The sequence below is a fragment of the Sphingomonas sp. IC4-52 genome, assembly GCF_020707225.1.
Classification (GTDB): Bacteria; Pseudomonadota; Alphaproteobacteria; order Sphingomonadales; family Sphingomonadaceae; genus Sphingomonas.
On record NZ_JAJFEU010000007.1, the window covers coordinates 70319 to 94988 of the forward strand.

19 protein-coding genes, 1 pseudogene and 1 riboswitch are annotated in these 24670 nt (G+C 66.2%); of the genes and pseudogenes, 14 read left to right on the forward strand and 6 right to left on the reverse strand.

Features of this window, described 5'->3' with window-relative positions:
• Positions 1 to 26 precede the first annotated feature (26 nt).
• Positions 27 to 2735 (forward strand): methionine synthase, encoded by a 2709-nt coding sequence (gene metH / locus LK535_RS15395; protein ID WP_227772810.1) that lies wholly within the window; start codon positions 27 to 29, stop codon positions 2733 to 2735.
• Between the two features lie 124 nt (positions 2736 to 2859).
• On the opposite strand, the gene LK535_RS15400 is transcribed toward metH, so the two are convergent.
• From LK535_RS15400 to LK535_RS15415, 4 genes are all read right to left on the reverse strand, one after another.
• Complete coding sequence (locus LK535_RS15400) at positions 2860 to 4851, reverse strand: glycoside hydrolase domain-containing protein (protein ID WP_227772811.1); 1992 nt, start codon at positions 4849 to 4851, stop codon at positions 2860 to 2862.
• Between the two features lie 8 nt (positions 4852 to 4859).
• Entirely contained in the window at positions 4860 to 6419 is a 1560-nt protein-coding gene (locus tag LK535_RS15405) for a sulfatase (protein ID WP_227772812.1), read from the reverse strand.
• On the reverse strand, positions 6419 to 7816 hold the full coding sequence (locus tag LK535_RS15410; RefSeq protein ID WP_227772813.1) for a sulfatase: 1398 nt from the start codon (positions 7814 to 7816) through the stop codon (positions 6419 to 6421). The genes LK535_RS15405 and LK535_RS15410 overlap by 1 nt, the downstream gene beginning before the upstream one ends.
• 150 nt (positions 7817 to 7966) lie before the next feature.
• The gene (locus tag LK535_RS15415) at positions 7967 to 10465 is read right to left on the reverse strand and encodes a TonB-dependent receptor (RefSeq protein WP_227772814.1); all 2499 of its coding nucleotides are present in this window, start codon (positions 10463 to 10465) and stop codon (positions 7967 to 7969) included.
• Positions 10466 to 10620: 155 nt separating this feature from the next.
• On the opposite strand from LK535_RS15415, the gene LK535_RS15420 reads away from it, so the two are divergent.
• Positions 10621 to 11673: an alpha/beta hydrolase gene (locus LK535_RS15420; RefSeq protein ID WP_227772815.1), complete on the forward strand. Its 1053-nt coding sequence runs from the start codon at positions 10621 to 10623 to the stop codon at positions 11671 to 11673.
• 2 nt (positions 11674 to 11675) lie between these two features.
• Positions 11676 to 13229, forward strand: a complete 1554-nt coding sequence (gene treA, locus LK535_RS15425; RefSeq protein ID WP_227772816.1) for an alpha,alpha-trehalase TreA — start codon at positions 11676 to 11678, stop codon at positions 13227 to 13229.
• 76 nt (positions 13230 to 13305) lie between these two features.
• Here treA and LK535_RS15430 read toward each other — a convergent pair whose 3' ends face one another.
• Both LK535_RS15430 and LK535_RS15435 read right to left on the reverse strand, forming a co-directional pair.
• A complete protein-coding gene (locus LK535_RS15430) occupies positions 13306 to 13485 on the reverse strand; it encodes a YbdD/YjiX family protein (RefSeq protein WP_227772817.1) in 180 nt (59 codons plus the stop codon).
• Positions 13482 to 15533, reverse strand: a complete 2052-nt coding sequence (locus LK535_RS15435) for a carbon starvation CstA family protein (protein WP_227772818.1) — start codon at positions 15531 to 15533, stop codon at positions 13482 to 13484. Before LK535_RS15435 ends, LK535_RS15430 begins: the two co-directional genes overlap by 4 nt.
• A 162-nt stretch (positions 15534 to 15695) precedes the next feature.
• On the opposite strand from LK535_RS15435, the gene LK535_RS15440 reads away from it, so the two are divergent.
• The 11 genes and pseudogenes from LK535_RS15440 to dapF all read left to right on the forward strand — a co-directional run bounded on the left by LK535_RS15440 (position 15696) and on the right by dapF (position 24543).
• A complete protein-coding gene (locus LK535_RS15440) occupies positions 15696 to 15965 on the forward strand; it encodes a hypothetical protein (protein WP_227772819.1) in 270 nt (89 codons plus the stop codon).
• A gap of 37 nt (positions 15966 to 16002) precedes the next feature.
• Positions 16003 to 16275 (forward strand): hypothetical protein, encoded by a 273-nt coding sequence (locus LK535_RS15445; protein WP_227772820.1) that lies wholly within the window; start codon positions 16003 to 16005, stop codon positions 16273 to 16275.
• Between the two features lie 132 nt (positions 16276 to 16407).
• Positions 16408 to 16692, forward strand: coding sequence for a ribbon-helix-helix domain-containing protein (locus tag LK535_RS15450; protein WP_227772821.1), 285 nt, complete (start codon positions 16408 to 16410; stop codon positions 16690 to 16692).
• 174 nt (positions 16693 to 16866) lie between these two features.
• Positions 16867 to 17550: a Fe2+-dependent dioxygenase gene (locus LK535_RS15455; RefSeq protein WP_227772822.1), complete on the forward strand. Its 684-nt coding sequence runs from the start codon at positions 16867 to 16869 to the stop codon at positions 17548 to 17550.
• Positions 17551 to 17702: 152 nt separating this feature from the next.
• The gene (locus LK535_RS15460) at positions 17703 to 18671 is read left to right on the forward strand and encodes a ferritin-like domain-containing protein (RefSeq protein ID WP_227772823.1); all 969 of its coding nucleotides are present in this window, start codon (positions 17703 to 17705) and stop codon (positions 18669 to 18671) included.
• Between the two features lie 46 nt (positions 18672 to 18717).
• Entirely contained in the window at positions 18718 to 19680 is a 963-nt protein-coding gene (locus tag LK535_RS15465) for a ferritin-like domain-containing protein (protein WP_227772824.1), read from the forward strand.
• 72 nt (positions 19681 to 19752) lie between these two features.
• Positions 19753 to 19842: riboswitch (TPP riboswitch) on the forward strand.
• Between the two features lie 57 nt (positions 19843 to 19899).
• Positions 19900 to 21774 carry a phosphomethylpyrimidine synthase ThiC gene (gene thiC / locus LK535_RS15470; protein WP_227772825.1) on the forward strand — a complete coding sequence of 625 codons (1875 nt, stop codon included), beginning with the start codon at positions 19900 to 19902 and terminating at the stop codon, positions 21772 to 21774.
• Positions 21775 to 21950: 176 nt separating this feature from the next.
• Positions 21951 to 22100: pseudogene (locus LK535_RS15475) on the forward strand (LuxR family transcriptional regulator); the annotation flags it as partial.
• A 163-nt stretch (positions 22101 to 22263) separates the two neighbouring features.
• Entirely contained in the window at positions 22264 to 23001 is a 738-nt protein-coding gene (locus LK535_RS15480; protein WP_227772826.1) for a phosphatase PAP2 family protein, read from the forward strand.
• 63 nt (positions 23002 to 23064) lie between these two features.
• Positions 23065 to 23532 carry a DUF6456 domain-containing protein gene (locus tag LK535_RS15485; RefSeq protein WP_227772827.1) on the forward strand — a complete coding sequence of 156 codons (468 nt, stop codon included), beginning with the start codon at positions 23065 to 23067 and terminating at the stop codon, positions 23530 to 23532.
• Positions 23533 to 23613: 81 nt separating this feature from the next.
• Positions 23614 to 24543 carry a diaminopimelate epimerase gene (gene dapF / locus LK535_RS15490; RefSeq protein ID WP_227772828.1) on the forward strand — a complete coding sequence of 310 codons (930 nt, stop codon included), beginning with the start codon at positions 23614 to 23616 and terminating at the stop codon, positions 24541 to 24543.
• Positions 24544 to 24670 lie beyond the last annotated feature (127 nt).

The following is a 24670-nucleotide window of genomic DNA, read 5'->3' on the forward strand; positions in this document are numbered from 1 at the left end:
GGCACGCACGGAATATACTGGATATCATGGCCTCCCAACCGACCTCCTCCACCCAGTTCGTCAACATCGGTGAGCGGACCAACGTCACGGGCTCCGCGGCGTTCAAGAAGCTGATCATGGCCGGCGACTATGACGCGGCGGTCACGGTCGCGCTCAACCAGGTCGAGAACGGCGCGCAGATCATCGACGTCAACATGGACGAGGGCCTGCTTGACGCGGTCGAGGCGATGACCACCTTCCTGAAGCGGATCGCGGCCGAGCCCGACATCGCGCGCGTGCCGGTGATGATCGACAGCTCCAAGTGGGAGGTGATCGAGGCCGGGCTGAAATGCGTATCGGGCAAGCCGATCGTCAATTCGATCAGCATGAAGGAGGGCGAGGAGAAGTTCCTCGCCGAGGCCAGGAAGTGCATGGCCTATGGTGCCGCCGTCGTCGTCATGGCGTTTGACGAGGTCGGCCAGGCGGACACCGAGGATCGCAAGGTCGAGATCTGCCAGCGCGCCTACAAGCTGCTGACCGGCATCGGGTTTCCGCCGGAGGACATCATCTTCGATCCCAACGTGTTCGCGGTGGCGACGGGGATCGATGAGCACAACAATTACGGCGTCGATTTCATCAATGCGGTGAAGCGGATCAAGGCGAGCTGCCCGCACGTCCATTTCTCGGGCGGGTTGTCGAACCTCTCGTTCAGCTTCCGCGGCAACGAGCCGGTGCGCCGCGCGATGCATTCGGTGTTCCTCTACCATGCGATCCCCGCCGGGCTCGACATGGCGATCGTCAACGCCGGGCAGCTCGACGTCTATGACCAGATCGATCCCGAACTGCGCGAGGCGTGCGAGGATGTGATCCTCAACCGGCCGGCGCGCAGCGCGGACGAGACGCCGACCGACCGGCTGATCCGCATCGCCGAACGCTACAAGGGGCAGAAGGGCGCCGCCGCCGACGACACCGCCGCGCTCGAATGGCGGACGTGGCCGGTCGAGAAGCGGCTCGAACATGCGCTGGTCAAGGGGCTGGACGCCTTTGTCGTCGAGGACACCGAAGAGGCGCGGCAGCAGGCGGCCAAGCCGATCGAGGTGATCGAAGGCCCGCTGATGGACGGCATGAACGTCGTCGGCGACCTGTTCGGTTCGGGCAAGATGTTCCTGCCGCAGGTGGTGAAGTCCGCCCGCGTGATGAAAAAGGCGGTGGCGCACCTGCTGCCCTATATCGAGGCATCGAAGGAGCCGGGCGCCAAGGGCAAGGGCAAAATCGTGCTCGCGACGGTGAAGGGCGACGTCCACGATATCGGCAAGAACATCGTCGGCGTCGTGCTCCAGTGCAACGGCTTCGAGATCGTGGACCTCGGCGTGATGGTGCCCTGGACCCGGATCCTTGAGGCAGCGGTCGAACATGATGCCGACATGATCGGCCTCTCCGGCCTCATCACGCCCTCGCTCGACGAGATGGTGACGGTCGCAGAAGAGATGCAGCGCGCCGGCATGACGATGCCGCTGCTGATCGGCGGCGCGACGACGAGCCGCGTCCACACCGCGCTGAAGATCGACCCCGCCTACAAGGGCGCGGTGGTCCATGTGCTCGACGCGAGCCGCGCGGTCGGCGTGTGCACGCAATTGGTCTCCGACACGCAATCGACCGAGTTCGTTGCGAAGACGAAGGCCGAATATGACGAGGTGCGGGTCAAGCGCGCCAACGCCACCGGTTCGAACTTGGTGTCGTTGGAAAAGGCGCGCGAGAATGCGTTCGTGGCGGACATGGCGCTGAAGCCTGCCGCGCCGCTCGAGCCCGGCGTGCACCGGTTCGACGATTGGGATCTCGCGGACCTGCGCGAGGTGATCGACTGGACGCCCTTCTTCCGCTCCTGGGAGCTGGCGGGCAATTTTCCCGCCATCCTCGATGACGAGATCGTCGGCGAAAGCGCCCGCTCTCTCTACGCCGACGCGCAGGCGATGCTCGACACGATCATCGCGGAGAAGTGGCTCACCGCGCGCGGCGTCGTCGGGCTGTGGCCCTGCCACCGCCATGGCGATGACGTCTTCGTCCAGCACCGCCATTCGGACGATCACCGTACTCCCGATGGCGGCAGCGTGCCCGAGCATATCCGCGTCCCCGACCTCGATCGCCGGAACGAGGACAGCCGCCGGCTATGCTTCCTTCGGCAGCAGGTCGCGAAGCGCGAAGGGCGGGCCAACATGTGCCTTGCCGATTTCATCGATCCACACGGCGACTGGATGGGCGGCTTCGCCGTTGCCATCCACGGCATCGACCCGCATCTCGCGCGGTTCAAGGCCGATACCGACGACTATAACGACATCCTGCTGAAGGCGCTGGCCGATCGTTTTGCCGAGGCCTTTGCCGAGCGGCTGCACCAGCATGTGCGCACGACCTTGTGGGGCTATGCGCCCGACGAGCAGCTCACCAATGAGGCGCTGATCCGCGAGCAATATCGCGGCATCCGTCCGGCGCCGGGCTATCCCGCCTGCCCGGATCACACGCTGAAGCCCGAATTGTTCGCAATGCTGGCCGACGAGGCGGGCGATGTCGCGGGTATCACGCTGACCGAGAGCATGGCGATGCTGCCGACCGCGGCGGTCTCCGGCTTCTACTTCGGCCATCCCGATGCGGCCTATTTCGGTGTCGCGCAAATCGGGCAGGATCAGGTCGCGGACTATGCAGCGCGCCGGGAGCGGCCGAAGGACGAGGTCGAACGCTGGCTGCGGCCGAACCTCAGCTGAGTGCCGCTGCCCGTTCTTCCCAAGTTAGCGGACCGGGGGTGCGGTCAGGCTCGGCTGGCGCGAGGTTGGCTGGGCACGCATCAACCAGGGGCAATGACGCCGCCGCGCGGGCCGGATCCGCGGGTCACCGCAGGGCCAGCGCACCACCGGCCTGCGGCACGCCATCCAAGGTGATCGTTGGGGCGTCCGTTCCGTTTTTCCGAATTTCCAGCACGCGCCCGTTCGCCAGCCGGAGCGTGGCACGGTTCACAAGTGGCGCGGCAACCGCCCATTCCGGCTTCCCCGGCACCAGGGGGTAAAGCCCGAGGCTGCCCCAGACGTACCACGCCGTCATCGCGCCGGCGTCGTCATCCATGCCGTCCGCAAAGCCCTGCGGCGCGAGCGCGAAGCTGCGGCCGTGCCACGGCTGCGGGCGCTTGCCCTCGTTGGCATAAGGGTGATCGACCGGCTGGGTGAGGTAGCGGTGGACGATCGCGCTGGTCGCTGCGGGGCGGCCGAGCGCGGCGTAGAGCCAGGGGACGTGGATGTCCGGCTGGTTGGTCATGTTGTAGAGGCCGCGGGCGAAGAAGGTGTCGAGTTCGCTGAGGAAGCGGTCCCGGCCGAGCGTCTCCACCATCCAGTCGAGATCGAACACCGGCGCCCAGCGATATTGCCACAAGGTGCCCTGGTAGAGGCCGCGCGCCTTCACCACGTCCGCGTCGGCGCCGAGGGTCTCGAAAGTGGCGCGCCACATCGGGCGATACGCGAGCGCCTTGGCGCGGAAGCGGGCGGCGGTGGCGGCGTCGCCGAGATCGGCGGCGAGCTCCGCGATGGCCCAGTCGTCATAGGCGGCCTCGATCTGCTGATCGGGCGTGTCGCGCTGGAGCGTGTCGGACTCGCGCACCATGCCGGTGAGCGCGGCGCGGGCGTCGAAGCCGGTGATCCCGCGACGGCGGAAATCGAGCAGCGCGACGCCGGCATGCTCGGTGCGGACGGTGAGGAAGGGCTCGGTCTTCGTCGCCCAGCGCTGCTTGCCCTCGCCGTAGAGCGCGACGAGCGAGCGGGCGATGTCCGCGGCGCGGGCGGGATCGATGAGCGCGATGAGCGGGAGCTGGGTTCGGTAATTGTCCCACAGCGCCCAGCTGGCGTAGCGCGTCTCGCCCGGGGCGGAGCGGTGGATGCGCCCGTCGCTGCCGCGGTGGCGGCCGTCCGGATCCTGGATCGCGACCGGCGTCTGCATCACGCGGTAGAGCGAGGTGTAGAAGAGCGCGCGGCGTTCGCGCGGGGCGGAGACGTCGAGGCGGGAGAGCTCGTGCTGCCAGCGCGCGCGGGTGGCGGCGAGGACGGTGGCGAAGGGGCGGGCGCCGAGCTCGGTATCGCGCACCATTGCCGCGGCGGCGGGATCGACGGTGGAGAGGCCGGTGCGCACCTCCACCACCGCACCGCGCCTGAGGGTGAGCGGCAGGGTGGCGGCGGCGCCGGTAACGGTGGCGAGGGGGGCCGGCCGGCCGTCGATGGTGACGCGGCTGGCGCTGTGGATGGTGTAGGCGCCCTCGTCGCACACGGTGCCCGCGGTCATGCTCGCGCGAAGATCCGCGGTGATGGTGGCGGCGTGGCGGCGGGTATAGGCGTTGGCCGCGTCGAAGCGGAGGACGTAGCGGCCCGGCTTCGCGACGGTGAAGCGCAGCAGCCCGGCGCCGCGCGTCGCAGTCATCTCGGCGGTGATGCCGTTGGCGTAGGTGACGCGGTAGCGGCCGGCGGAGGCGCGCTCGCTTGCCTTGTCGAACGCGGCGAGCGGCGGGGCGCCCTCCGGGAGCAGCGAGACGAGCAGGTCCCCGCCGCCGCCGCCGCAGCCGACGCCGACCGCGCGGGTGTGCGAGAAGCCGCGCAGCTGGCGGGCGGCGAAGTCATAGCCTGCGTGATTCTTGGGATGCGTGTCCGGGCCCAGCTGCACCATGCCGTAGGGGGCGACGGCGGCGGGAGTGAGCTGGCCGAAATCGCCAAGCGTGCCGACGAAGGGATCGACGAGATCGACCGCCTTCTCCCGCGCGGCAGCCGGCGCCGCGGCGGCGAGGAGGGCGGTCGCGGCCCACAAAGCCGTGCAGACGCGGCGCCATCGCGCGCGGCAAACGAGCATTATCGGTATCACTTATGCGGCGCACGGAAGAAACTGGGCGGGAATGGCGCCATGGCGGGGCCGTTTGGATCGCGCAGTTCGTTGCGCTCGCCAGCGTCCGCGCTGAGCGGGATCTGCATGCCGTTGGTTTCCTCGAGCAGGCGGAAAAGCTTGGCGCTCATCCGTTCGGCAAGATCCTCGTGGCCCGGGCGGGCAAGGAGATTGTCGTTCTCGTGCGGGTCGGCGGCGAGGTCGTAGAGCTCGTCGAGATCCCAGATGCCGTGGAAGTGGATGTACTTGTAGCGATCCTCGCGCAGCGCGTGGACGGTGGGCGTCTGCGGGAAATTCCGTTCCCAGTAATATTCGTACATCAGCTCCTTGCGCCACGGCACGTCGGCCGTGCCGCCACTCGCCGGGGGGACGGTGACCAGCGGCAGCATGTTCGATCCCGCGAGCCCTTCGGGCGCCTCGAGCCCGGCGGCGGCGAGCATCGTTGGTGCGACATCGATGTTGGCGACGACCTGTTCGACGGTGCCGGCGCCGAACAGCGACGGGCAGCGCATCAGCATCGGCACGCGCATCGATTCCTCGTACGCGGCGCGCTTGTCGATCAGGCCATGCTCGCCGAACATGAAGCCATTGTCGCCCATGTAGAGGATCAGCGTATCATCGAGCTCGCCGCGCCGGTCGAGCAGATCCATGATCCGCGCGATGCCCTCGTCCACCGCGAGCAGCGTTTCCATGTAACGCTTGTAATAATCCCCGATGTCGAGCGTGCCGTGGTACGGATAGTCGACGCCGTGCCAGCTGTTGCGCTGGTTCTCAACCCACATCGGGCGGCCGGGAACGCCCGGCTTCATGTTCGCCGGATAGCGGAACGTTTCCTTGTCGTAGCGGCCCTTGTGGCGTTCCGCCGGGATGAATTCGGAATGCACCGCCTTGTGCGCGAGGTGCATCATCCACGGCTTCTTTCGATCGCGCTGGCCGATCCAGTCGAGCGCGTAGTCGGTCAGCTCGTCAGTGATATAGCCCTTCTGCGGGACATGCCGGCCGTTGACGTTGAGCCCGTCGGGGTGCGGCAGATAATAGCCCTGGCCCTTGAAGCTGACCCAGTGATCGAAGCCGGGCTGCGGCGAATCCGTCTCGATCCCCATGTGCCACTTGCCGATGAACGCGGTCTCATAACCCGCGGCCTGGAGATATTCGGGATAGTAAGTGAGGCCGGGCGGGATCGGGTGATTGTTGTCCACCACGCGATGCTGGTGCGCATAGAGGCCGGTGAAGATCGAGGCGCGGCTGGGCGAGCAGAGCGCGGTGGTGACGAAGGCGTTGCGGAAATGAATGCCCTCGCGCGCCAGGCGATCGAGCGTCGGCGTCTCGCCGAAATCCTGCGCCTTCATGAAGCCCATCGCGTCATAGCGATGATCGTCGGTGAGGATGACGAGGATGTTCTTGGGCTTCACGCCGGCCTTGCGGTGCAGCTTCAATTGCTTCGTCGCAGGCGCGGCGCCGGCGGCGAAGCTGTAGAGGCCGAAGGCGCCCCCGGTGCCGGCGAGAAGCACGCCGCGGCGGTCGATACCCTTGGTCATCAATGTTGGCCCACGTGGGAATAGGGATCGGTCTGCCCGGCGAGCCAGGGGTCGCGGGTCTCGGCGCGGATGGCGCGTAGCCGCTCGGCAAGCCGCGCCTTGATCGCGGCATAGGCGGGGTCGGCGGCGACGTTCACAAGCTCGTCGGGATCGCGGGTGAGATCGTACAGTTCCTCCGCCGGGCGCTGAAGGTACGCCGCCTGGCTGCGCTTGCCGAGCGGGATCGCGGGATCGGCGCTGATCGCCTTCCATGAGGGTGAGCCCGCCACGTCCCCGGCGATCGGGTACGGCAGCTGCCAGGCGAGGTTGAGGATGTAATTGTGGGTGCGCGTGCGGATGCTGCGCATCGGATAATATTGATTGATCTCGTGGAAATCGTGGCTGGCGACGATTGCGTCGCGCGCCGGATCGTCCGCCTTGCCGAGGACCGGCAGCAATGATGTGCCGGACAGCTTGTAGGTGGCGGGCGGGGCGACGCCGGCCCAGTCGAGCACGGTGGGGGCGATGTCCGTCCAGCTGACCATCGCGTCGTTCACCGCCGGGGCGCTGCCCGGCGCGTGGACGATGAGCGGCAGGTGGAGGCCGGCCTCATAGAGGTTGGTCTTGGCGCCGGGGAACGGACGGCCATTGTCGCTGAGGAAGATGACCAGGGTATCGTCGGCGCGGCCGGTGGCGGCGAGATCGTCGAGGATCATGCCGACGCCGGCGTCGAGGCGGCTCAGCGATTCATAATATTCGGCGATGTCCTGCCGCACCGCGGGGAGATCGGGCAGATGCGACGGGATCTGCACGCGGCGCGGATCGTAGCTTTCGGGCTTCACGCCCGGCCAGGCGCGATCGTTGCCGTAATCCACGGCGGCGCGGTGCGGATCGCTGTACGCGATGGTGACGAAGAACGGCCGTTCGTCAGTCGAGCGGATGAAGCTCGACGCGGCGATGGCGAGTTCGCGCACGTCGCGGATGCCGCCGCGCTCCGGCACCAGTTCCGCCTCATAAGGAAAGGCGCTGTCGGGCCCGACATGCTTCTTGCCGACGAGCGCGGTGGCATAGCCGGCACGGCGCAGCATTGACGGCAATGTTTCAATGCCCGGCAGCAGCGACTGGTGATGCACGTCGTGCTGCAGGCCGTACATGCCGTTCTGATGCGTATAGAGCCCGGTGTTGATCACCGCGCGGCTGGGGCTGCACGAGGAGACGGCGGCATAGCCGTGGCGGAACAGCGTGCCGCCCCGCGCCAGCCGGTCGAGCCGCGGAGTCTTCACCGCAACGCCATAGCAGCCAAGATCAAGGCCCTGATCGTCGGAGATCAGCAGGAGGACGTTGCGCTGCTTCTTCCCCGGCAGGACGGCGGCGTCAGCAAAGGCCGTGGCGGCGCTGGCGGCGGCAATTCCGGCCATGCCCTTCAATACGTTACGTCTGTCCATGGCACGGACGATAGCGTCTTCCATCATCCACGCGAAGGCGGGAAACAGCCGTCGGAAGTGCCGCGAAAAGAAAAAGGGCGGCGCTTCGTGTGAAGCGCCGCCCCGATTTTGGCAGTGGTCAGATCAGAATTCGAACGCCGCGCTGAAGCGGAACGAACGACCCAGGATCGGACGAGCGAGGATCACGCCCTGGCCCTGGCCACCGATGATGCGCGGGTTCTGTTCGGTCAGACCCAGTTCGTCGGTCAGGTTGTTGCCGGTCACCTGCAGACGGATGCGATCCGCCACCGTCACCGAGACACCGGCGTCGAGCTGATAGAAGCTCGGCAGGATCTGGTTGTTCTCCGGATCGGAGAAACGATCGCCGGTGTACTGCAGGGTAGCGAACAGCGACGGCCGCACGCTGCCGATCGGCAGTTCGTAGGCCGGGGTCACGCGCCACATCCACTTGGGCTGGCGCTGCACGCGATTGCCCGTGTTGTCGATGGTGCCGTTGCCCGTGAAGAAATCACGGTAAGTGCCATCAAGGAACGTGCCGGCTGCGGCCAGGCTGAAGCCCTGGAACGGACGAACCACGCCTTCAACCTCGACACCGGTCGCCTTCGCGCCGCCGTTGGAGCTGGTCGGCACGTCGTTGATGATCGTCGTGGTCGCCAGACCGTCGAAGCGGTTGTGGAAGACGGTGGCATAAAGGTTCGCGATGTCGGTCGAGACCTTCAGGCCGGCTTCGTAGGTATCGACTTCCGCCACAACGGCCAGGCCGGTGTTGTTGGCGATGTCAGCCGCGCTGGCTTCACGCAGGTTGTCGAACTGCGGGAAGCTGTTGCCGCGGCTGTAACGCGCGAACACGCCCACGTTGCGGCTGAAGTCGTAGTTGACGCCTGCCGTCCACGACCACGCATCGTCGCGATAGCGGATGTTGCGCAGCGGACCGAGCACGGTGACATTGTTGTCATACAGCGTGTTCGGGTTGCCATCGAGGTTGACGTTGCCGCCCTGCGCCGCCGAGCGCGGGGTGCTGAGCGTGCCGTCCACGATGTGGCGCTGCCAGCGAATGCCGCCATCGACGCGCAGTTCCGGCGTGATCTGCAGCTCGTCCACCGCATAGAAGGCCAGATCCTGGCCCTCGTACCAGCCGCGCACCTGGAAAGCCGGGCCGCTGGTGAAGCCGCGCAGCGTTGCCTGCTGCGGCGTGCCGGCCGCACTGGTAACCGTCAGGTCAAGCCGGCGCGCGTTCGGCTCTGCCGTCAGCAGCACCTGGTTGCCCAGCGCCCACTGATCGCGCGAGGTGTAGTTGGTGTAGTAGAAGCCACCGGTCAGCTTGTTGTTGCCGCTGGTCCACTCCAGCGCGGAGTCCGTCACAAAGGACGAGATCTTCTTGCGAACTTCCCAAATGCCCGCACGCAGCACCTGCGTGTTCGCGCCAGTCGCCAGCGCGCCGCTGCCATTGGCATAGACCAGCGAGGATACCGTCGCGCCAGCACCCGCCAGACGGGTCGCCATCACGGAAGCAGCCACTGGTGCTTCGGTCGGGACGAGGCCCAGCGTGTCGGCATTGCCGCCCATGTAGCTCACGCGCTCACGCACGCGCAGGCCGTCCAGCACCTCGTAATCGAAGGTGAAGCCGGTGTTGATGACCTTGGCGCCACGGCCGTCCTTCAGATCGACGGTGCGGCCGACGACGTTCTGCACAGCGCGGGTGTCCGGGCCGTTCAGCGTGCCGGTGCCGTGATCGAAGCCGGGATATTGGCTGGTGTTATCGCCATCCACGACCACCGGGATCGGCAGCAGCCACTGGCCGCGGTCGTTCAGGTAGCGGGCGTAGATTTCCACCGAGCCCTTGTCGCCGAAATCATGGTGGATGTTCGCGGTGATCTGACCACCCTGCTCCGCACGGTAGCGCGGGTCACGGATGCCGTTGCTCTGCGCGTAATAGCCGCCGATCATGAAGCCGGTGTCCGGGCCGATCGGGCCGGAGATCCAGGCGTCGCCGCGGATTTCGTCGAAATCGGTGTAGGACAGCTTGGCGAGGCCGTGGAACTCGCTGCCGCCGATGCGCGGCACGACGTTGACGGTCAGGCCCGGCTGGCCGTTGGAGAACAGCGAGCCCGTGCCACCACGCACAGCCTCAACGCGCTGCACCGTCTCGTCGAGGCGGATCAGCTGCGAGTTTTCAAGGAACGACAGCGTCGGCGGCGCGAAAATCGGCGTGCCGGCATATTGGAACGTCACGAACTGAGCGTCGCCGCCCGAGGGATAGCCGCGCACGAAGATGTTCGCGCCGTTCTGGCCGCCCGAGCTTTCCGCCATGACGCCCGGAACGGTGCGCAGCAGGTCCGCCGTGCTGTTCGGGGCCGCGCGCTCGATCGCGTCGTTGCCAAGCGTGGTGACGGCGAAGGATGCGTCCTGACGGCGCGTGCCGCCGCCGGCGGTGCCGACAACAACGATATCCTCGCCGTTCTGAGCGGACGTATCGACCAGACCGGTTTCCGGCTGCGCGCGCTGTGCGCTATCCGCGGACTGAGCGGCAGACGTGTCGGTCTGCGCGGCAACTGGCCCGGCGGCGAGCATGGCGCCGACGGCAGTGCCGATCATGAGACGGCCCATGAAGGTGGAAAGCATGATCTTTACCCTTTTGCTTCGGCCGCTCCTCCCGGTAGCGGCCTGATGCGCGCGAGATAGGAACGAGGCTTGTTCCCGTCGAGGCGTGCAAAAGGGGTGTTGCGCAATCCCGCATATAGTGCAGCCTTTCTGCAACAGTTCACGAGGAGGCAGTGGTGAAGGCAGGCTTGGTGATGACGGCGCTGATGCTGGCGGCGCCGGTGGCGGCGCAGACGGTGAACGTGCCGGCAATGACGCTGCCGCCATCGACGTTGCTGAGCGATGAGGCAAAGCGCGTAATCGTGCAGCAGCAGGCGATCCGCCCCCCCGACTTCGGCAACGACATTGCCGCGGCGCGCGCCTTTTGGGGGCGCTACAATGACGATCGTCTCGCGGAAATGCGGCGCCATTTCCGCACGGTTGAGCGTCGTGAGCGTATGGCCGGCGTGATGGTGGACGTGGTCACGCCGGCCAATGGCCCAGCCGCCCGCAATGCGGAACGCGTGCTGATCAACGTGCATGGCGGCGCCTTCATGTGGGGAAGCGGCAGCGGGGCGCTGGTCGAAGCGATCCCGATCGCGGCAACCATGGGCATTACCGTGGTGACCGTCGATTATCGCCTGGCGCCCGAGCACCGCTATCCCGCCGCTTCGCAGGATGTGGCTGCGGTTTATCGCGAATTGCTCAAGCGCTTTCGTCCGCAGAATATCGGCATCTATGGTTGCTCTGCGGGTGGGATCATCACCGCCCAGTCCGTCGCCTGGTTTCAGCGCAATGGCCTGCCGCGGCCGGGCGCCATTGGAACCTTTTGCGGTACCGGCAGCCCCTATGCCGGCGATAGCGCGTACCTTTCCGATCCGTTGACCGCGGGCAAGCCGATGCGGCAGGGCGCGCTGCCGGCCGACCTGCCCAGCGTCTACATGACGGGCGTGCCGGCGTCCGATCCGCTCGCCTATCCGCTTCGCTCGGACGAGGTGATGCGAGCATTTCCGCCGACGTTGCAGCTTGCCGGAAGCCGCGACTTCGCTGCCAGCGTCCTGACGTGGCAGCACCGTCGCCTGTCCGCGCTGGGGGTCAAAAGCGAACTCCAGATCTTCGATGGCCTCGGCCATGCCTTTTTCGTGTGGCCGGACATGCCAGAATCGTCAGAGGCTTTCCGGCTTGTTTCGGCCTTTTTCGATCGGCATCTGGGGACCGGGGCTGCGGCTCCGGCGAATAAGGGTAAGTAACGATGAAGCTTTGGCAATCGCTGGTTGGAACATCGCTGGCCGTATGCGCGCTGGTTGCGGAGCCGATCGGCGCGCAGCAATCGCCGGCGGCGCTCTACGGTGATTTGTTTAGCGCCGTGCAGACGGGGCGTCTTTTCCCGGACGGCAAGACGTTCGTCGATGCCGTGCCGAAGCGCGATCCGCAGGCGATCATGGCGGATTACCAGCGTGAGCGGCCGGCAACGCCGGAGGCGCTGCGCACTTTTGTTCTCGCGAACTTCTCTGTCCCAGGTGTCAATGATCGCGGCGCAACGGACCTCCGACGCCATATCCGCAATCTCTGGCCCATGCTGGTGCGCCAGCCGGACGATGCCGTGGCGGGGTCATCGTTGCTGCCGATGCCGCAGCCGTACGTGGTGCCGGGCGGCCGGTTCCGCGAGATGTATTACTGGGACAGCTATTTCACGATGCTGGGCCTTGAGGTGGATGGGCAGCAGCCGCTCGTCGAATCGATGCTCGCCAATTTCACCGACACGATCGAGCGGTACGGGCACATCCCGAACGGCATGCGCACCTATTATCTGGGCCGGTCACAACCGCCGTTCTATGCGCTGATGCTGGACGTCTCGAAGAACACCGACCCGGCGATCGCGGCCAAGCGGCTGGCGGCGTTGAAGAAAGAACATGCCTATTGGATGCAGGGCGCCGACTGCCTGGACGCGAGCGGCGCCTGCGGCCGAGTCGTGCGGATGCCGGACGGGACACTTCTGAACCGTTACTGGGATGATCGACCGCTGCCGCGCGATGAATCCTTCGCCGAGGACGTGATCACCGCCAAGGAAGACCCGAGCCGCCCGGCCGAAGAACTGTATCGCCACTTGCGCGCGGGCGCCGAAAGCGGCTGGGATTATAGCAGCCGCTGGCTGTCCGACCCGCAGCGGCTTGCCTCGATCCGGACCACGGACATTGTGCCGGTGGATCTCAACAGCCTGATGCTGATGATGGAGGAGGCGATTGCCAAGCGCAGCGCCGCTGCCGGCGACCAGGCGGGCGCAGCGTCGTTCACCGCGATGGCGAACAAGCGGCGCGCGGCGCTGAACCGCTACTTCTGGGTGGCCAAGGAAGGGCGCTACGCCGATTGGGATCGGATTACGCGCAAGCCGACACCGCGCGTGTCCGCCGCTATGCTCTATCCGCTCTTTGCCGGCGCAGCATCGCCGCAGCAGGCGGCCGCCGTGGCGAAGAGCGTGCGGCGTGACCTGCTGGCGAGTGGAGGGCTGCGCACCACGCCGATCCGTACCGGCCAGCAATGGGATTCCCCTAACGGCTGGGCGCCGCTGCAATGGGTAGCGATCGCTGGCCTGGAGCGTAGCGGGCAGCCCGAACTGGCCCGCGACATTGCGAAGCGGTGGCTGGACACGGTGTCGACCGCTTATGCCGAGACGGGCAAGATGCTGGAAAAGTATGACGTGGAGGAGCGCAAGCCCGGCGGCGGCGGAGAATATCCGACACAGGATGGCTTTGGCTGGACCAACGGCGTGACCAGCGCGATCATGGAACGGTATCCCGACCTGTAACGCGGGTTGCTGTTATAGCCCATCATGCCCGGGTCATTCCGGCGTGATGGGCATGACGGTTATGATCGTCGGACGGTCAGCAGCAGCGTCCCCCGCCGTTGCCGTAGCGCGCCTGTTGGCGATCGCGGAAGAATTCGGCGCGGGTCATTGGCCTAGCGCCCGGGTGCCGATCCGCCATGTGCCGGCAATAGGCATCATAGTCCGGCAAGCCGACCATCAGCCGGGCGGTTTCCGCTAGACGTCCGAAGATGCTCATCGCGCCACCTCAAGCGTGGGCGGGATCTCCCGCACGCTGGGGCGATCCAGCCGACGCGCGGCAAGGCACGTGCGCACCGTGTAGATCAGGATGGCTGCCACCACCGCCAGGAAGATGGCGCATAGGGCGGCATCGATCCGATCGTTGAAGACGATACGGCTCATCTCCGCCATGGAGGCGGCGGGCTTCAGCACCTCGCCGCGCGCGATCGCGCTGGAGAAGACCTCGGCATGGGCGAGGAAGCCGATCTTCGGATCGGGATGGAAAAGCTTCATCAGGCCAGCGGTGCCGGTGCACAGAACCAGCCAGCCCGCCGGGATGATCGTGACCCAGGCGAAACGCTCCCGCTTCATGCGCATCAGCACCACGGTTGCGAGCATCAGCGCCACGGCCGCCAGCATCTGGTTGGAAATGCCGAACAGCGGCCACAGCGTGTTTACGCCCCCGAGCGGATCGGTGACCCCCTGGTAGAGGAAGAACCCCCACGCGCCGACGCATAGCATGGTGGCAATCAGGCCCGGAACGAAGCTGGAGGTGTCCTTGAACCGGGGAGCGGCGAGGCCCAGCAGATCCTGAAGCATGAAACGGCCAGAGCGGGTGCCCGCGTCCACCGCCGTCAGGATGAACAGTGCCTCGAACAGGATCGCGAAATGGTACCAGAAGGCCTTCATGCCAGGGCCGCCCAGCACGTTGCTGAAGATTTCCGCCATCGCCACCGCCAGGGTTGGCGCGCCGCCGGCGCGGCTGACGATCGTCGCCTCGCCCACTTCGCGCGCGGTGGTGGCCAAAGTCTCGGGGGACACGGGGAAACCCATGGCCGTGACGGCGGCAGCGGCTGTCACGGGATCGCCGCCGGTGATCGCGGTGGGTGCGTTCATGGCGAAATAGATGCCAGGATCGAGGATCGATGCCGCGATCAGCGCCATGATCGCAACGGCGCTTTCCATCAGCATCGCCCCGTAACCGATGAACGGCGCATCGCTCTCGCTGGCGATCAGTTTGGGCGTGGTGCCGCTGGAGATCAGGGCGTGGAACCCTGACACGGCGCCGCACGCGATGGTGATGAACAGGAACGGGAACAGCGGCCCGGCCCACACAGGTCCGGTGCCAGTGAAGGCAAACTCTGTCAGGGCCGGCATCTTCAGCGGCGGAGCCAGCACGACGATGCCGATCGCCAGCGCCGCAATCGCCCCGATCTTGAGGAAGGTCGACAGATAGTCGCGTGGCGCCAGCAGCAGCCAGACCGGCAGCAGCGACGCGATGGCGCCATAAGCGATCAGGCCGAAGCAAAGCTGTACCGGCGTCAGCGTGAAGATCGGCCCCCAGACCGGGCTTTCCGCCACCGACTGGCCAAAGATGATCGCAGCGATCAGGCCGATAAAGCCGATGATCGACACCTCGCCGATCGCACCGGGACGGATCCAGCGAGTGTAGGCGCCCATCACCGTCGCCAGCGGGACGGTGGCGATGACAGTGAACAGCCCCCAGGGGCTTTCCGCAAGCGCACGCACCACGATCAAGGCGAGCACCGCCAGGATGATCACCATGATCATGAAGGCGCCGATCAGCGCGATTGTGCCCGGGATCGCGCCCATTTCCATGCGGACGAGCTCGCCCAGCGACTTGCCATCGCGACGCATGGAAATGAACAGGATCATGAAGTCCTGCACCGCGCCGGCGAGCACCACGCCTGCCAGAATCCACAGCGTTCCCGGCAGATAGCCCATCTGCGCCGCGAGCACTGGTCCCACCAGCGGGCCAGCACCGGCAATCGCCGCAAAGTGATGACCGAACAGGACGCGCCGGTCGGTCGCGACATAGTCCAGGCCATCAGCGCGGCGAACCGCCGGCGTTGGGCGGGACGGGTTGATACCGACCACCGCGCGCGCAATGAACAGGGCATAATAACGATAGGCCACAAGATAGACCGACACGGCTGCTGCCACGATCCACAGGGCGTTGACCGGCTCGCCGTGCACGGTCGCGACCACGCCCAGGCTTCCCGCGCCGACCATCGCCAGCGCAATCCATGGAAGATGCCGCGTCATCAACAATCCCCTCCGCGCGTCGCCTTGTTGACCCGCCCGTAGTGCATGGCACGGCCGGCGACCAGCGCCAGGGGCACCGGCAGCGCAATCATCCCCGTTGCGGAACCCTCGCGTGGGTTCCGGCGATTGGGGGCAGTAACGGAACCGCGCGGGAGACGCAGCATGGCGGAAGCCACCTGGGGCGATGCACTCGACCCCTCGATCGACTGGAAGATGAGCGCTTCGCTCGAAGACGTGACCCGCGCAGGCGAAGCGGTTCCCGAGGTGACAAACCTGGAGGCGGCCGTGCGCGCCTGGCAGGATCTGGACGATGCGATGAAGGGCGACGCGGTACTGACCCTTGAACGGCCCGTGCACCTGGACGGCGCCATGCCCCTCGACAGGTTCGTCGGCGAAGCTATCGGCGATCTCGCACAACGCCTGCCGGCCTGAGCCGCCGGCCACGCACCAAAGCAGAAGGAAGTAACTGATGGCAGACGGCCAATTGGAAATCGACACCAGTTCCGTCCTCGACAACATCGATGCCGAGCTCGTGGAGTTCACGGGCGAGGTCGACGGGGACGATTACGAATTTGCGGTTCAGTATGATCTGCTGGAGGCGTTGAGCGGCGATCGTCCAGATGGAGACGCAGTGGACATGTTCAACCGCTTCATTGACCAAGTGACCGAGGCGGCGCTGTCGGCGCTCGGCCGCAATTCCGACGCGAACCCGATCGTGGTGAGCGAATCGGATCTGGAATAGCCCCGCCGCCGGGTTGCGCGATGCCCCTACGCACGTAAGACCTTCCTTCATGAAGCGAAGGGTTCATCGCGCTATCGGCAAAGGAACGCTCCGGCGCCCCGGCTACGGGATTGCCGAGCAGGGTTCGTCGCGATGAGGAGTGACATACGTCCTCCGCGCGGCGGGTTCACTGGGCCCGTCAAGCGGTCGATCACCATCGCCGGGCACCCGACCTCGATCAGCCTGGAACCATTGTTCTGGAAGGCATTGGAGCAGGCGGCGGTTGTGCACCAACTCCCGCTGTCTGCTCTGGTCGCCGAAATAGACGCCGTGCGCATCGTCGTGCCCGATCCTCCCAATCTCGCCAGTGCCCTGCGAACCTGGCTGCTCGACGACAGCATTCGGCGGTTAGATGATAATCAATCGCAACAAGATTGACATGACGGCAGTTCGCGGGCCATCGGGCGTTCAAGCCCGTTAGCAGCGCTGGCACCGGTCGCAGGTGCCCGGCATTGCTCGTTCGTTCCGGCGTGCGTGCCGCCTTCCGGAGGGCCGGGCGAGTCGGCGGCCGCGGGCGAGACGGGCGCCATCACCTTGTCGGAAGAGCCGTTCATGCTGATCGCAATCCCGGATGTTCTCGATGCCGATGAGCTCGGCCAAGTGCGCCGGATCATCGACGCCGCTGAATGGGTCGACGGCAATGTCACTTCCGGCCACCAATCGGCCCTTGCCAAGCGCAACGAGCAACTGCCGGAAGAAGGAGGCGCTGCCCGTGAAGCCGGGAGGATCGTGCTGGACGCGCTCGGCCGGTCGCCACTCTTTTTCGCGGCGACGTTGCCGTTGAAGGTGTTTCCGCCCTTGTTCAACCGGTACGGCGAGGGCCAGACATTCGGCACGCATGTCGATAATGCCATCCGCATCCAGCGTGGCACCGATTTTCGCATCCGCTCGGACATTTCCTGCACGCTCTTCCTGGCGGATCCCGCCAGCTATGACGGCGGCGAGCTGGTAATCGAGGATCTGTTCGGGGAGCAGCAGGTGAAGCTGCCGGCGGGACATGCAGTAGTGTACCCCTCCTCCAGCCTGCATCGCGTGACGCCGGTCACGCGCGGCACGCGTGTGGCTTCCTTCTTCTGGCTGCAATCCATGGTGCGCGCCGACGCCGATCGCCGCATCCTCTTTGAACTTGACCGCAGCATTCAGTCGGTTGCCGCGGAGCGGGGGCAGGGCGATCCCGCCGTGATTCAGCTGACCGGCGTTTATCACAATCTCCTGCGGCGCTGGGCCGACGCCTGAGCTGAGGTGCGTCTCTTCCTGACATTTCCTTGGGCGCACTTTCGCGCTAGCGCGTTCCTGTCGATCCGTTCAGGAAACCGACAGCGAAACGAGTTACGCACGGGCCCGGGGGCATGCCGCCCGGTGCGCGTTAGAGAAAGAAGGAAGCCGCGATGTCGCAGACGGAAACGTTGATCGAGACGCCGGAGGCGCGCGGCCCGCAACGCGCCGATCGACGCGCCTTCTTTGCCACCGCATTCGGGGCGGCGGCGGTTGGTGCGGGCGCCCTGGCGCTGACGACACAGCCGGCTGCGGCACAGACGATCGCCAGCGAAGTCGACGTGCTGAACTTCGTCCTGAACATCGAATATCTGCAGGCGAACTTCTTTGCGGTTGCGACCGGTGGAGCCGCTCTGGCAACGGCAGACATTTCGGGCAGCGGGACAGCAGGTACGGCCAGTGGCGCACGCGCCGTTTCCTTCACCGATGCGGTGTTCGGCTCTATCGCCAAGGAGATGGCGGCCGACGCGCTTGCCCATGTCCGGTTCCTGCGATCCTCGTTGACCACCGCTTACGCCGTCGCGCAGCCAGCGATCGATCTGGGATCGACACCCACCAGCGCGTTCAGCGGCTTGGCGCGTGCGGCCGGGCTGGTCGGTGCAGGGCAAGCGTTCGATCCGTATGCGAGCGAGGAGAATTTCCTGCTCGCGGCGTTCATGGTAAAGGATGTGAGCGTCACGGCCTATGGCGGCATCATGGGCCTGATCACGACCCGCGCCTATCAAGAAGCGGTCGGTGGCATGCTCGCCGTGGAGGCGCATCATGCCGCCGCGATCCGTGGCCTGTTGTACCGCCGGGGCTTGAGCACCCCGTCATTGATCGATGCCAGCGAGGCAATCTCCAACGCGCGCGACACGCTGGACGGCGCCGCTGCCGACCTGGATCAGGGCGTACGGCCGAGTGCCTCGGCCTCCGGCGCGGCGATTGCCAATGTCGCGCCGTTGAACGCCAACGGCCTGGCAATCAGCCGTACGCCGCAGCAGGTGCTCAACGTCCTTTATCTGAACAGTGGCACGGCGACGAGCGGCGGCTTCTTCACCGCTGGGGTGAACGGCACGATCAAGTCAACCGCGACGAGCTGAGGCGACCGCGCTTCGCCCGCTTCCTTAGTTTCCAGGACCATTCGCCATGACCGATCACGACAACCTTCCCCAGCCGCTCGAAGCCACCAGCCGGCACGCCGAGCGTCGCCGCTTTCTTCAGCTCGCCGGTGGCGCCTCGATCGCCGCTGGAGGGCTCGCACTGCTCTCCGCCTGCGGAGGCGATGACGACGACGATTCCGGGCCGTCCCCAACACCGTCCCCTACTCCGACGCCTACGCCCACCTCGACGACGAATGCCGACCGCGCGGCTGTGAACTTCGCGCTGCAGCTGGAATATCTCCAGGCACAATATTTCGCCTACGCAACGACGGGCGCGGGCGTGTCGGCCGACCTGCTGACCGGTACCGGCACCCCCGGTGGTGTGACCGGCGGCGCGCCCGTAACCTTCAGCGACCCGTTCGTTGCCGCCTGCGCGCGTGAGATCGCTGCTGAGTCACAGCGGCGCATCGCTTATCTGCGCGGTATCATCACTGCCGAAGCAGTGGCGCAGCCGGCGATCAACATCTCGGGCGCCGCGGACGGCCCGTTCTCCGCGGCGCTGAAGGAGACGTTCAATCCCTACTCGGGCGACGGCAACTTCCTGCTGGGTGCGTTCTTCCTGCAGGACGTGATCGTCACCGCGTACAAGGGGCTGCAGCCGCTGATCAATATCGGCAATACCCGCACCGGCTTCTTTGGTCTCCTTGGCGCGCAAAGCTATCATGCGGGGCTGATCCGCACTACGCTCTACAGCGACCCCGCGCTTCGCACGCTGGCTGGTCGGTTCAGCGATGCTCGGGACTCGCTGGATGGCAGCAGCGATCTGGATCAGGGCGTTTCCATTGATGGCGCTGCGAACATCACCCCCGCCGATGGGAACGGCATCGCCTTCAGCCGCACCAATCCCGCCGTGCTGAACGTGTTGTACGTGAACAAGGCGTCCGTCTCGTCGGGAGGGTTCTTCCCGGCGGGCCTCAACGGCGACCTCAAGACCAGCGCGGCCAATTGATCCGCTTTCCCGGGCGCGGCGTCGGTCGCGCCCGGCTTTACCGCGTCCGTGAAGGCGCGTAGAACGGCCATATCCCCGGGGGACCGCTGACGGCGGTTGAGAGGGGGGCACGAGCCCCCGACCCGCTGAACCTGATCCGGTTGACACCGGCGGAGGGAGGGAGCGGCGCGCCACCACCGGCAATCCGTCTTTCGCTCTTCGGCTATTGGAGAGTGAGACATGGCCGACGTAGATTCCCCCATCGAAGCAGCGCGCGGCGCCATTGGCGTCACCACCGGCCCGATCCGCGGCTCGCGCAAGATCCATGTCGGTCCGCTCAAGGTCGCGATGCGCGCGATCGATCTGGAGCCGGGCTGCGGCGAGCCCCCGCTCAATGTCTACGACACGTCGGGGCCGTACAGCGACCCGAACGTCCGCATCGACATCAACGCCGGCCTTGCGCCGCTGCGCCGCGACTGGATCATGGGTCGCGGCGATGTCGAGGCGTACGACGCGCGCGAGATCCGCCCGGAGGACAACGGCCAGCTCGGCCCCGATCGCTCCGGCGGCGTCCAGCCCTTCCCCAATGTCGTGAAGCGTCCGCTGCGCGCGAAACCCGGCGCCAACGTCAGCCAGATGCACTACGCCCGCCGCGGCATCATCACGCCCGAGATGGAATATGTCGCCACGCGCGAGAACCTCGGCCGCGAGATGCTGCGCGAATACGTTCGCGACGGCGAGAGCTTCGGCGCGGCGATCCCCGATTACGTAACGCCCGAGTTCGTCCGCGACGAGATCGCCCGCGGCCGCGCGATCATCCCCAACAACATCAACCACCCCGAATCCGAGCCGATGGCGATCGGCCGCAACTTCCTGGTCAAGATCAACGCCAACATCGGCAATTCCGCCGTCGCATCGAACGTCGCGACTGAGGTGGACAAGCTCGTCTGGGCGATCCGCTGGGGCGCGGACACGGTGATGGACCTCAGCACCGGCCGCAACATCCACGACACGCGCGAATGGATCATCCGCAACTCGCCCGTGCCGATCGGCACCGTGCCGATCTACCAGGCGCTGGAGAAGGTCGGCGGCATCGCCGAGGACCTGACGTGGGAGATCTTCCGCGACACGCTGATCGAGCAGGCCGAACAGGGCGTCGACTATTTCACCATCCACGCCGGCGTGCGCCTCCCGTATGTGCCGCTCACCGCCAAGCGCGTCACCGGCATCGTCAGCCGCGGCGGCTCCATCATGGCGAAATGGTGCCTCGCGCACCACAAGGAGAGCTTCCTCTACGAGCGGTTCGACGAGATCACCGAGATCATGAAGGCCTATGACATCGCCTATTCACTCGGCGACGGCCTCCGCCCCGGATCAATCGCCGACGCCAATGACGAGGCGCAGTTTGCCGAGCTCTACACGCTGGGCGAGTTGACCAAGCGCGCCTGGGCGCAGGACGTTCAGGTGATGATCGAGGGCCCCGGCCACGTGCCGATGCACAAGATCAAGGAAAATATGGACAAGCAGCTGGAGGCGTGCGGCGAGGCGCCCTTCTATACGCTCGGGCCGCTCACGACCGACATCGCGCCCGGCTACGACCATATCACCAGCGGCATCGGTGCGGCGATGATCGGTTGGTACGGCACCGCGATGCTCTGCTACGTCACGCCCAAGGAGCATCTCGGCCTCCCCGATCGTGACGACGTGAAGTACGGCGTCGTCACCTACAAGCTCGCCGCCCACGCCGCCGATCTGGCCAAGGGGCATCCGGCGGCCAAGATGCGCGACGACGCCCTGAGCCGTGCCCGCTTCGAATTCCGCTGGCGCGATCAGTTCAACCTCAGCCTCGATCCCGACACCGCGGAAAAGTACCACGATCAGACACTGCCGGCGGAAGGCGCCAAGACCGCGCATTTCTGCTCGATGTGCGGCCCCAAGTTCTGCTCGATGAAGATCACGCAGGAAGTGCGCGACTTCGCTCGGCTGCAGAACCAGGGCAGCGAAGGCTTCCTCGCCACCCAAGAGGCGGAGGCCGGCATGGCCAAGATGAGCAACGTCTATGAGGAAACCGGCCGCGAACTCTATATGGGCGCCGGCGACCGCGAGCATGACTAGGCCGGCCGCACACCGCTGAACCTCACGTACCCGCGGCCCACCAGCCGCGGGTACAATCGTTTTGGGGGTCACGCCCGGCGGATGCCCCGCTAGCCTTGGCGGCAAGATCAGGTTGGATGGCGTTAGGTTTGATGGCCCCGGAGTTGAGGCGCTGACGGAAAAAGGAGAGGCTTCGCCTGCTCCTCGTCTGGCACGACGCCAAATCCATGGCGCGGCATTTCGACCTGTCGGTGCATACGATCAACGAACGGCTGCGCGACGCGCGCCGCAAGCTCGCCGTCTCAAGCAGCAAGGAAGCAGCGCGGCTGCTACGCCAGGCGGAGGGCGACACGTCGCGCCAGCGCGCAAGCCCCGCCGGATCCACCTCTCGCACCGGGCCTGCCGCAATCTGCCGTGCTGTGCAAAGGTCGCGGCGATGCCATCCTGCCGGCCATCATACCATTACGCGATCAGTGCAGCCTTTCCGCATATCCCTGCTACATCCGCCACATGCCTCCCGAATCCACGCTCGAGCATCTCGCTGACACGCCCGCCACGCCGGACCAGACCGCGCCCGAGGGCATCTCACACCCACCCTATGCCTTCATCGCGCTGGCCGCCCTCGCGGGAGCGGTGCTGATCGTCACGCTGCTCGGCGGGACGATCGCGCGCGGCACGCAATTCGATTTCGACCATGCGATCATGCTCGCGCTGCGTACGTCCGGCGACGCCGCGACGCCGATTGGCCCGTCATGGCTGCAAGGGGCCATGATTGACATCACTGCGCTGGGCGGCGGCACGGTGCTGACGCTGATCGTCGCGCTCACCGTTGGCTTCCTCGTCGCCTGCCGCCATTTCCTTACCGCCGCGCTCGTTTTGGGCGGCACGGTGTCGGGCTCGCTCGCGATCTCGTTGGGCAAGGAACTGGTCGGGCGGGATCGGCCAGCGCTGGTCGATCACCTGGTAGAGGTCGCCTCCGCCAGCTTCCCAAGCGGCCATGCCGGTAACAGTGCGATCGTCTATTTCACCATCGCGCTGATGGTGATGCAGATCGTGCCGCGCGCCGCCGCTCGCTGGTTCATCTTTGCTGCAGCGATCGCGCTGGTCGGGTCGGTCGGGTTCAGCCGCGTCTATCTGGGCGTGCACTGGCCAAGCGACGTGCTGGCCGGGTGGAGCGCGGGCGCGCTTTGGGCGCTCGCCTGGTGGGCGCTCGGCTCCTGGCTGCGGCTGCGGAAGGTTCACCGCTAAGAGCCTGTCCTACAAGCATGGCTTCATGTCATGGCACCTGCATCGAACATAAGGAGAACAAAAATGCAGATGCTGGTGGAGCGTGGGATCGACGGTTCGGGCCGTATTCTGCCGCAAGGCGCCCGCAAGCAGGGGCGCAGTGTCACGGTGAACATCGCCGAATCGCCGCTGTCATGGCTTGGCGCTCGCGGACTGCTCGACGCTCGGCAGATTGCCGCCGGTGAGCGATTGCGTGCCGATTATGAACGGGCGGCAATGGCACCCGCGGTGACGATGCGATGGTCCGTTCGGGTTGATGGCGGCGCGGGGCAGGGATTGGATCCGACGAGTGCTCACCTGGCCGCGAAGCGTCGCTTCGATGCCGCCGTGGCGGCGGTCGGACGCGGCCTCAGCGACGTGCTGTGGCGGGTGGTATGTGCGGGCGAAGGGCTCCCGGTCGCGGAAAAGTCGCTGGGCTGGCCCGCGCGGTCCGGCCGACTGGTGTTGACCATGGCGCTCGACCGATTGGCGGATCATTACCGGCTCGATTGATCCGCGCGTTCCGAGGCGGCTAGGGCGGTGACTTGGGACAAGGCTTGCGGCATCGGTACGGGGCGCAGATAAGCCGCAGCCATGCGCTTCGACATCACCAAATGCCATGGCTCCGGAAATGATTTCGCTCTGATCGACGCCCGCGACATCGGGTTGTCGGACGGTGAGTGGGCGCAGGTCGCGCGCGCCCTTGCGGATCGTGCCGGGCCGGTCGGGGGCGACGGCATCCTTCTGCTGACGCAAGGGGATGATCGTGCAGCCTTTGGCATGCGGATTTTCAATGCGGATGGATCGGAGCCGGAAACGTGCCTCAACGGCTTGCGCTGCGTGGCTCGGGCGGGGCTGGAGGCGACTGGCCGGCGTGAGGCATTCGTGCGGCTGAAGACGAGCGAGGCCGAGGTTGCGCGTGACGATGATCTGGCCCCGGGCGTCTACACGGTTCGTGAAACGGCAGGGCCAGCGACGCTGGGCGTGCGCGATTGGCCACTCGAGGGTGAGGGCGACCAGATCCGCGAAGCAGTGATCGAGCGGCTCTCGCCAAGCCTGCGCTTTACCGCGGTCGCCTTGCCCAATCCTCATCTGATCGCCTTTGTCGATCGCGTGGACGAGGCCGAGCTGATCCGCATCGGCGAAATCTGCGAGGCTGCCCCCGCTTGGCTCCCAAATCGTGCCAATGTGTCGTTCGTTGAGGTTCGCGATGGCGCAGAGCTTTACGTTCGTACCTTCGAGCGCGGGGTCGGCCTGACTAATGCCTGCGGCAGCGCGATGGGGGCAGCCACCTTTGTGGCGGGGCTGACGGGGCGCTTGCCGTTCAATCAGATCGTAACGGTGCGCAATCGCGGCGGCCTGGTGCGCGCCGCCGCCAGCGAAGCGGGCATGGTGACGCTAAGCGGCAATGCGACGGTTGAGTGGACCGGCGAAATCTCGGTCGATCTGGCCGAGGGGAAGGCAAGCGGTCTGCTGATAACGCGCCGGCATGAGGACGAAATCGCCGCCTGGGCGACAATCTAGCTAGTCGCTACACCCGAGCGCCGCTTCGTGCCCCGCCGGCGCCTAGCGCCCGGCGCCCCGGCGCCCGGCGCCCAGCGCGCGGGCCAAGCGCCCAGCGCCCGGTCGCGCTCCGCATGTTCCGCGGAGC

Excerpts from the sequence above, each read along its gene's own strand:
- metH (WP_227772810.1), top strand. The coding sequence starts at position 27 with ATGGCCTCCCAACCGACCTCCTCCACCCAGTTCGTCAACATCGGTGAG.
- LK535_RS15400 (WP_227772811.1), bottom strand. The coding sequence starts at position 4,851 with ATGCTCGTTTGCCGCGCGCGATGGCGCCGCGTCTGCACGGCTTTGTGG.
- LK535_RS15405 (WP_227772812.1), bottom strand. The coding sequence starts at position 6,419 with ATGACCAAGGGTATCGACCGCCGCGGCGTGCTTCTCGCCGGCACCGGG.
- LK535_RS15410 (WP_227772813.1), bottom strand. The coding sequence starts at position 7,816 with ATGGCCGGAATTGCCGCCGCCAGCGCCGCCACGGCCTTTGCTGACGCC.
- LK535_RS15415 (WP_227772814.1), bottom strand. The coding sequence starts at position 10,465 with ATGCTTTCCACCTTCATGGGCCGTCTCATGATCGGCACTGCCGTCGGC.
- treA (WP_227772816.1), top strand. The coding sequence starts at position 11,676 with ATGAAGCTTTGGCAATCGCTGGTTGGAACATCGCTGGCCGTATGCGCG.
- LK535_RS15430 (WP_227772817.1), bottom strand. The coding sequence starts at position 13,485 with ATGAGCATCTTCGGACGTCTAGCGGAAACCGCCCGGCTGATGGTCGGC.
- LK535_RS15435 (WP_227772818.1), bottom strand. The coding sequence starts at position 15,533 with ATGACGCGGCATCTTCCATGGATTGCGCTGGCGATGGTCGGCGCGGGA.
- LK535_RS15440 (WP_227772819.1), top strand. The coding sequence starts at position 15,696 with ATGGCGGAAGCCACCTGGGGCGATGCACTCGACCCCTCGATCGACTGG.
- LK535_RS15445 (WP_227772820.1), top strand. The coding sequence starts at position 16,003 with ATGGCAGACGGCCAATTGGAAATCGACACCAGTTCCGTCCTCGACAAC.
- LK535_RS15450 (WP_227772821.1), top strand. The coding sequence starts at position 16,408 with ATGAGGAGTGACATACGTCCTCCGCGCGGCGGGTTCACTGGGCCCGTC.
- LK535_RS15455 (WP_227772822.1), top strand. The coding sequence starts at position 16,867 with ATGCTGATCGCAATCCCGGATGTTCTCGATGCCGATGAGCTCGGCCAA.
- LK535_RS15460 (WP_227772823.1), top strand. The coding sequence starts at position 17,703 with ATGTCGCAGACGGAAACGTTGATCGAGACGCCGGAGGCGCGCGGCCCG.
- LK535_RS15465 (WP_227772824.1), top strand. The coding sequence starts at position 18,718 with ATGACCGATCACGACAACCTTCCCCAGCCGCTCGAAGCCACCAGCCGG.
- thiC (WP_227772825.1), top strand. The coding sequence starts at position 19,900 with ATGGCCGACGTAGATTCCCCCATCGAAGCAGCGCGCGGCGCCATTGGC.
- LK535_RS15480 (WP_227772826.1), top strand. The coding sequence starts at position 22,264 with ATGCCTCCCGAATCCACGCTCGAGCATCTCGCTGACACGCCCGCCACG.
- LK535_RS15485 (WP_227772827.1), top strand. The coding sequence starts at position 23,065 with ATGCAGATGCTGGTGGAGCGTGGGATCGACGGTTCGGGCCGTATTCTG.
- dapF (WP_227772828.1), top strand. The coding sequence starts at position 23,614 with ATGCGCTTCGACATCACCAAATGCCATGGCTCCGGAAATGATTTCGCT.